The sequence below is a fragment of the Streptomyces sp. GbtcB6 genome (assembly GCF_019091475.1).
Lineage (GTDB): Bacteria > Actinomycetota > Actinomycetes > Streptomycetales > Streptomycetaceae > Streptomyces > Streptomyces hyaluromycini.
On the sequence record NZ_JAGXJL010000022.1, the window covers coordinates 185,229 to 191,489 of the forward strand.

The window sequence follows — 6,261 nt, forward strand, 5'->3', positions numbered from 1 at the left end:
GGTGCCTGCGAAGGCGTCCACGGCACCCGCGAAGGCGTCCACAGGAACGCCATAGGCGGCGCGCAGGCGGTTCAGATCCCCGCGTCCTACCGTCAGGGACATCACAAACCGACCGGAGGTGGGGATCATGAACAGCAGTCGTACCGAAGCCCGTTCGGAGGCCACGGAGAAGGCCGGTCGGGTCAGGCCGTCCCGGGGGCCCTGGGCCGTGGTCTGCGCGGTCGCGACGGTTGTCCTCGGCCCGGCCGCGGTCACCGCGTCCGCCCTCGACCAGGCCAACGCGGCGCCGATGCACCACGCGGTCAAGGCCGAGCAGACGCAGGCGTACATCCCGTCCGACGCGACCCGCCGCCGTACCGCCGCCTGATCCCTACACCTTGAAGCGGTCCCACAGCCTGGGGAACCGGTCGGCGAGCACCCGCGCGTTCTCGAAGTCGACCGGGGCGCCCTCGGGTTCGGAGGGCGCGGGGGCGATGCCCAGGTCCGGCGCCACGGTCCCGGTGAGCTGCTCGTACGCCTCGTCCGCCGCGTACCCAAGCTCCTCGCCGTCGCCGTCGATCTCCTCGTCGAAGTCGTCCAGCAGCTCCGCCAGCGCGTCCGGGTCGTGCAGGGCGCCCTCGAAGATCTCCCGGCCCTGGGCGATGAGCCAGCACCGGAAGAAGTCGAACGCGTCGTCGCTGGCCCCGTCCAGCAGGACCCAGGCGGCGCCCCACAGATCCCAGCGGTAGGCGCGGTTGTAGCGGGCCTCGAAGTGACGTGCGAAGTCCAGGACCAGGTCCGGCTCCAGCTGGAGCAGCCGCTCCACCAGCAGGTCGGCCTGCTCCTCCGGGTCGCCCTCGGCGGCCTCGCGGGTGGCGTCGACCAGCTCCCAGAACTCCGTCTCGTCCATCACGGGTCCAGCATCGTGCCTGGGCGGCGGGGGCGCACGCGGAGTGGTGCGGATTGTTATCCGCCGTGCCGCCGTGTCCGCCGCCCCGCCGTGTCCGGCGGCGGCCCCGGCCGCGAGCGGCAGACACGACGGCGCGGTCCGGCAGTCGCTGCCGGACCGCGCCGTCGGCGGTCACCCAGGTCACCCAGGTCGCTCAGGACACTCAGAGCCCGTAGCGCTCCCGTGCTTCCTTCACCGCGGTCGCCTTGACCTCGCCACGCCTGGCCAGCTGCGCCAGGGCCGCCACGACGACCGACTCGGCGTCGACGCCGAAGTGGCGGCGGGCCGCGTCACGGGTGTCGGAGAGACCGAAGCCGTCCGCGCCCAGCGAGGACCAGTCCTGCTCGACCCACTGCGCGATCTGGTCGGGGACCTGGCGCATGTAGTCGGAGACCGCGAGGACCGGACCCTCCGCGCCGTGCAGCACCTGGCGGACGTACGGCACCCGCTCCTCGCCGCGCAGCAGGGCCGCGTCCGCCTCCATGGCGTCCCGGCGCAGCTCGGACCAGGAGGTCGCGGACCAGACGTTGGCGGCCACGCCCCACTCCTCGGCGAGCAGCCGCTGCGCCTTGAGCGCCCAGTGGATCGCCGTACCGGAGCCGAGCAGCTGGATGCGGGGGGCGTTCGCCACCGCGGTCAGCCCGGCCGACTCCGCCGTGTTGAAGCGGTAGAGGCCCTTGACGATGCCCTCGTCGATGCCGAGTCCGGCCGGCTTGGCGGGCTGCGGGAGCGGCTCGTTGTAGACGGTCAGGTAGTAGAAGACGTTCGGGTCCTCGCCCGGCGCCGACTCGCCGTACATACGGCGCAGACCGTCCTTGACGATGGTCGCGATCTCGTAGGCGAAGGCGGGGTCGTAGGTCAGCGCGGCCGGGTTGGTCGCGGCGATCACCGGTGAGTGGCCGTCGGCGTGCTGCAGGCCCTCGCCGGTCAGGGTGGTACGGCCGGCGGTCGCGCCGACGAGGAAGCCGCGGCCGAGCTGGTCGCCGAGCTGCCACATCTGGTCGGCGGTCCGCTGCCAGCCGAACATCGAGTAGAAGATGTAGAACGGGATCATCGCCTCGCCGTGCGTCGCGTACGCGGTGGACGCGGCGATGAAGTCGGCCATCGAACCGGCCTCGGTGATCCCCTCGTTGAGGATCTGGCCGTTCTTGGCCTCCTTGTAGTACATCAGCTGGTCACGGTCGACCGGCTCGTACGTCTGCCCCTTCGGCGAGTAGATGCCGAGGGAGGGGAAGAGGCTCTCCATGCCGAAGGTGCGCGCCTCGTCGGGGACGATCGGCACCCAGCGCTTCCCGGTCTCCTTGTCGCGGACCAGGTCCTTGATGAGGCGGACGAAGGCCATCGTCGTCGCCACGTTCTGCGAACCGGAGCCCTTGTCGAAGGAGGCGAAGGCCTTGTCGGCGGGGGCGGGCAGCGGGGCCAGGGCGTGCGTGCGGCGGGCCGGGGCCGGGCCGCCGAGGGCCGCCCGGCGCTCCTGGAGGTACCGGACCTCGGGGGAGTCGGCGCCGGGGTGGCCGTAGGGCACGACACCGTCGACGAAGGCGCTGTCCGCGATCGGCAGCTCCAGCAGGTCGCGCATCGCCTTGAACTCGTCCACCGTCAGCTTCTTCATCTGGTGGTTGGCGTTCTTCGACGCGAAGCCGTTGCCGAGGGTGTGGCCCTTGACGGTCTGGGCGAGGATGACGGTCGGCGCGCCCTTGTGCTCGACGGCGGCCTTGTACGCGGCGTACACCTTGCGGGCCTCGTGGCCGCCGCGCGAGAGGTGGAAGCACTCCAGGATCTTGTCGTCGCTCAGCAGCTTCGCCATCTCGACGAGCGCCGGGTCGGCGCCGAAGAAGTCCTGGCGGATGTAGGCGGCGTCGCGGGTCTGGTACGTCTGCACCTGCGCGTCCGGTACCTGGCGCAGCCGGCGTACCAGCGCCCCGGTCGTGTCGAGCGCGAACAGCTCGTCCCACGCCGTGCCCCACAGCGTCTTGACGACGTTCCAGCCGGCGCCGCGGAACTGGGCCTCCAGCTCCTGCACGATCTTGAAGTTGGCGCGGACCGGGCCGTCGAGGCGCTGCAGGTTGCAGTTGATGACGAAGGTGAGGTTGTCCAGCTCCTCACGGGCGGCGAGCGCGAGGGCCGCGGTCGACTCCGGCTCGTCCATCTCGCCGTCGCCGAGGAAGGCCCAGACGTGGGACGCGGAGACGTCCTTGATGCCGCGGTTGGTGAGGTAGCGGTTGAAGCGGGCCTGGTAGATGGCCGAGAGCGGGCCGAGGCCCATGCTCACCGTCGGGAACTCCCACAGCCAGGGGAGGCGGCGCGGGTGCGGGTACGACGGGAGGCCGTTGCCGCCGGCCTCCTGGCGGAAGTGGTCGAGGTGCGCCTCGGTGAGGCGGCCGTCGAGGAAGGCGCGGGCGTAGATGCCGGGGGAGGCGTGGCCCTGGATGTAGAGCTGGTCGCCGCTGCCGGGCGAGTCCTGGGCGTCCTTGCCCCTGAAGAAGTGGTTGAAGCCGGTCTCGTAGAGCCAGGCGGCGGAGGCGAAGGTGGCGATGTGGCCGCCGACGCCGTACTTGCTGCCCCTGGTCACCATCGCGGCCGCGTTCCAGCGGTTCCACGCGGTGATCTTCCGCTCCAGCTCCTCGTCGCCGGGGACGGCCGTCTCGGCGGCGGTGGGGATGGTGTTGAGGTAGTCCGTCTCCAGCAGCTTCGGCAGTGCGACGCCGTCCGCCTCGGCGCGCTCCAGCGTGCGGCGCATCAGGTATGCGGCGCGGTGCGGCCCGGCCTCCCTGGCCACGGCGTCCAGAGAGGCCCGCCATTCTGCGGTCTCCTCCGGGTCCCGGTCCGGGAGCTGGTCGAGCGCGCTCGGCTGGATGGCCTGGGGGTCGGTCATGTCGCCGCCTTCCTCAGTCGAAGGGGGTTCCCTCATCGGTAAGGGTTCGGGGGTGCCCTTGGTCTTTGGCAGGACAGGGCAGAGGGCCCGGGTGCGAGCCCGTCGGTGACTCTAACTCCCTGATCGATGATCGATCAAAGGGTTGAAGGGCAAAACCTCTCGATTCCGAGAAAGTCGGCACGGCGTGCCTTCGGCAGTGGCACCGGGTGACGTGATCCAAGCGACGTTTACGCAGGTGGGGAGGTGTTTGAGCGGGGGTGCGCTCTTGTGTGGGAGGGGCTTCCCGCCAGGTTTTCTCCGCCGCGACGGCGATCAGCCGCGACGGCGCTTTTCGGCGGTGCCGAGCCGGGCGTTGCCGCCCGCCATTGGGGGTGGTGGTCGGTTGGGTGCGGCGTCGTCGTGGCTGGTCGCGCAGTTCCTCCCCCAGCCTTTGGCCGGGGGTACCCCCAGCGCCCCTATGGGGCGCTGTTCGGCTCGCCTTTCCATTCCGCCGCGGCGGCGCTCTTCGGCGGTGCCGAGCTCGCCGCGACCCCGAAGGCTCACGGTCTCGGGGCGCAGCCCAGGACGTGGGACTTCACGATGTCCGCGATGCGCGGGTCCCGGCGCTGGAACGCCGCCACCAGCTCCTGGTGCTCCTCCGCGTACGACTGCTGGACCGTGCCCAGCCAGCGGATGGACAGCGCCGTGAAGACCTCGATGCCCAGGCCCTCCCAGGTGTGCAGCAGCACCGAGTTCCCGGCCGCCCGGACCAGCTCGCGGTGAAAGCCGACCGTGTGCCGGACCTGGGCCGTGCCGTCGGCGTTCCGGTCGGCGTCGTAGAGGGCCGCCACATGCGGCTCAAGGGCCGAGCAGTCCTCGGCCAGCTTCTCCGCCGCCAGCTCCGCCGCGATCGCCTCCAGGCCGGCCCGCACCGGGTAGCTCTCCTCCAGGTCGGCCGCCGTCAGGTTCCGCACCCGCACGCCCTTGTTCGGCGCCGACTCGATGAGACGGAGGGACTCCAGCTCGCGCAGCGCCTCCCTGACCGGCGTCTGGCTGACCTCCAGCTCCGTCGCGATCCGACGCTCCACGATCCGCTCGCCCGGCTTCCAGCGCCCGCTGACGATTCCCTCCACGATGTGCTCGCGGATCTGTTCGCGCAGCGAGTGGACGACGGGCGCGGTCATGGGAGCTCCTTAAGGGCGTTTGACGTTTAGACAATAAGGCCGGACCGCCTTTCGGGAGAGGCGTGCGGGGGCGCTTTCGCGCAGGTGAGACGAGACTTACACGCTTACCGGGGGTGCCGGGGCCAGGTGAGACGACGGTGCCCCGCCCGGAAGAACTCCGGACGGGGCACCGTGGAACCCTCTGGGACCCGCTGGGGATCAGAGACCGAGCTCGACCTCGAACTCGCCCGCCTCCAGGATCGCCTTGACGGCCGTCAGGTAGCGGGCCGCGTCGGCGCCGTCCACCAGGCGGTGGTCGTAGGACAGGGTCAGGTACGTCATGTCGCGGACGCCGATGACCGTGCCCTCCTCCGTCTCGATGACGGCCGGACGCTTGACCGTGGCACCGATGCCGAGGATCGCGACCTGGTTCGGCGGCACGATGATCGTGTCGAACAGCGCGCCGCGCGAGCCGGTGTTGGAGATGGTGAAGGTCGCGCCGGACAGCTCGTCCGGGGTGATCTTGTTCGCCCGGACCTTGCCCGCGAGCTCGGCGGTGGCCTTGGCGATACCGGCGATGTTGAGGTCGCCCGCGTGCTTGATGACCGGGGTCATCAGGCCCTTCTCGGAGTCCACCGCGATACCGACGCTCTCGGTGTCGAAGTAGGTGATCGTGCCCTCTTCCACGTTGATCCGGGCGTTGACGGCCGGGTGGGCCTTCAGCGCCTGGGCCGCCGCCTTGACGAAGAACGGCATCGGGGAGAGCTTGACGCCCTCGCGCGCGGCGAAGGAGTCCTTGGCCTGGGCGCGCAGCCGCATCAGGCGGGTCACGTCGACCTCGACGACCGAGGAGAGCTGCGCCTGCTCGTGCAGCGCCTTGACCATGTTGTCGCCGATGACCTTGCGGATGCGGGGCATCTTGACGGTCTGGCCGCGCAGCGGGGAGACCTCCAGCGCCGGGGCCTTCTTCGCAGCGGCGGCGGCCGGAGCGGCGGCGGCCACGGGGGCCGGAGCAGCGGCGGCGGCCTTCGCGGCCTCGGCGGCGGCGAGCACGTCCTGCTTGCGGATCCGGCCGCCTACGCCGGTGCCCTTGACGGAGCCCAGGTCGACGCCGTTCTCGGCGGCGAGCTTGCGGACCAGCGGGGTGACGTAGGCACCCTCGTCGACCGGAGCGGCCGGGGACGGAGCCGGGGTGACGGGGGCGGCGGCCACCGGCGCGGGGGCCGGAGCCGGGGCGGCCGGAGCCGGAGCCGGAGCGGCCGGAGCCGGAGCGGCGGCGACCGGGGCGGGCGCCGGAGCGACGGGGGCGGGCCACC

The 6,261-nt window shown here is 71.5% G+C and carries 5 protein-coding genes; 1 reads left to right on the forward strand and 4 read right to left on the reverse strand.

Annotation, left to right across the window (positions count from 1 at the left end; genetic code table 11):
* Window positions 1-127 precede the first annotated feature (127 nt).
* Entirely contained in the window at window positions 128-367 is a 240-nt protein-coding gene (locus KVT45_RS32445) for a hypothetical protein (protein WP_217552712.1), read from the forward strand.
* A 3-nt stretch (window positions 368-370) separates the two neighbouring features.
* Here KVT45_RS32445 and KVT45_RS32450 read toward each other — a convergent pair whose 3' ends face one another.
* The 4 genes from KVT45_RS32450 to sucB all read right to left on the reverse strand — a co-directional run.
* The gene (locus tag KVT45_RS32450) at window positions 371-889 is read right to left on the reverse strand and encodes a DUF4240 domain-containing protein (RefSeq protein ID WP_217552724.1); all 519 of its coding nucleotides are present in this window, start codon (window positions 887-889) and stop codon (window positions 371-373) included.
* A gap of 202 nt (window positions 890-1,091) precedes the next feature.
* Window positions 1,092-3,803: a pyruvate dehydrogenase (acetyl-transferring), homodimeric type gene (gene aceE, locus KVT45_RS32455; protein ID WP_217552713.1), complete on the reverse strand. Its 2,712-nt coding sequence runs from the start codon at window positions 3,801-3,803 to the stop codon at window positions 1,092-1,094.
* A 539-nt stretch (window positions 3,804-4,342) separates the two neighbouring features.
* The gene (locus KVT45_RS32460; RefSeq protein WP_217552714.1) at window positions 4,343-4,966 is read right to left on the reverse strand and encodes a GntR family transcriptional regulator; all 624 of its coding nucleotides are present in this window, start codon (window positions 4,964-4,966) and stop codon (window positions 4,343-4,345) included.
* Window positions 4,967-5,164: 198 nt separating this feature from the next.
* Window positions 5,165-6,261: 2-oxoglutarate dehydrogenase, E2 component, dihydrolipoamide succinyltransferase (gene sucB, locus KVT45_RS32465; RefSeq protein ID WP_217552715.1), on the reverse strand; the 1,097-nt coding region annotated here is incomplete at its 5' end.